1 protein-coding gene is annotated in these 1,612 nt (G+C 43.9%); it reads left to right on the top strand.

Going from position 1 to position 1,612, the window contains the following annotated elements; translation table 11 throughout:
* Nucleotides 1–58: 58 nt before the first annotated feature.
* Nucleotides 59–1,600 carry an IS66 family transposase gene (gene tnpC, locus WDB87_RS00090; protein WP_337848643.1) on the top strand — a complete coding sequence of 514 codons (1,542 nt, stop codon included), beginning with the start codon at nt 59–61 and terminating at the stop codon, nt 1,598–1,600.
* Nucleotides 1,601–1,612: the final 12 nt, after the last annotated feature.

Raw genomic sequence — 1,612 nt, 5'->3', positions numbered from 1 at the left:
CCTATTTTATCTGCCATGAAAACGAGAAAAGTGCATAAAGTTTTGTTAAATTACAGGTATGAAACTCGATGCACACTCACTGCCTGACGACCCAGAACAACTCAAACGCATGTTGCTTGAGTTGCAACACATCGTTGTGAAAAAGGATGAAGAATTAGCTAAAAAAGATGCGCAAATTCACGAATTGCTGCAAGCTTACAACGCGAAACTTGCTAAAGAATACAGCAAAAAATCGGAGAAGATGCCGGGTGCAGGCGAAGTATTCAATGAAGTGGAAGAAACGCTTGATGAGTATGATAAAGCGCTATTGGCAACATCCCCCTCAATAAAGAAAGAAAAAGCCAAACCTAAACGCCGCCCACTGCCAGCGCAGTTACCGCGAGTTGAGGTGGTTGTTGACCTCGATGAGGGCCAAAAAGTATGTGATTGCTGCCAAAATCCCTTGCATAAAATGGGTGAAAGCAGCAGTGAAGCGTTAGAATTTGTGCCAGCGCATATCAAAGTAATCAAAACCATTCGTCCTAAATATGCGTGCCGTCACTGTGAGCGTGAAGGCATTGACTGTGTGGTGAAATCGGCCCCCATGCCCGCAGTGCCCATTCCAAAGAGTATCGCAACGGCCAGTTTGCTGAGTCAACTAATCACGTGTAAATACCAGTTTGGCTTACCGCTTTATCGCCAAGAAACAATGTTAGGCGATATTGGTATTGAGTTGAGCAGACAAACCATGTCAAGCTGGATGCTACGCTGCGCAGAGCTGTTGTCTCCTGTGTACCAACGCTTAAAAGAAGAGTTGTTATCGCAGGCGGTTATTCATGCTGATGAAACCCCGTTAAACGTCATTAACGCAGATAACGTAACCAGCTATATGTGGTTATATTGTTGTGGCGATGATAAGCCGAGGGAAGGCACGAATATTGTCCTGTTTGATTATCATAATAGTCGTGCGGGCCAATGTGCCGTTGATTTCCTAAATGGTTACCAAGGCTACATGCACGTTGACGGCTATAAAGCTTACGAGCAAACTCAGGCAACACTGGTTGCATGCCTTGCTCATATGCGTCGTTACTTCATCGAAGCGAAAGGGAATAATAAGAAAACGGGTAAAGCGGATGTGGCACTCAATCTTATTGGCAAGCTCTACGGTATTGAGCAAGCCATTAAAGATAAACCAGCCACAGAGAAGTACACTGTTAGACAACAAAAAGCCAAACCCATTGTTGACGAGTTATATCAATGGTTGCTCAAGCACAAAGATAAAATCCCGCCCAAAATGGCGCTAGGTAAAGCCATTAACTACGCGATAAATCAATTTGAAAAATTCCGACGTTACTTAGAGGATGGCAGGCTTAAAATTGATAACAATCGCGCAGAGCGAGCTATAAAACCTTTCGTGATAGGGCGAAAAAACTGGCTGTTCTCAAATACCAGCAAGGGTGCACATGCCAGTGCGATACTTTATAGCCTTGTTGAAACCGCAAAGGCAAATGACCTTATAGTGCATGATTATATTTCTACTTGTTTGCAGCACCTTATTGAGCAGCCTGATAATCTTGAATCGCTGTTACCTTGGAACATTAAACAAGCTGGGTGTCGTTAGCTAGACGCTTAC

Origin of the sequence: Pseudoalteromonas sp. C12FD-1, from assembly GCF_037414265.1 — a bacterium.
Classification (GTDB): Bacteria; Pseudomonadota; Gammaproteobacteria; order Enterobacterales; family Alteromonadaceae; genus Pseudoalteromonas.
The sequence above is the reverse complement of the archived record's forward strand: the minus strand, read 5'-3'. Positions and strand labels throughout refer to the sequence as shown.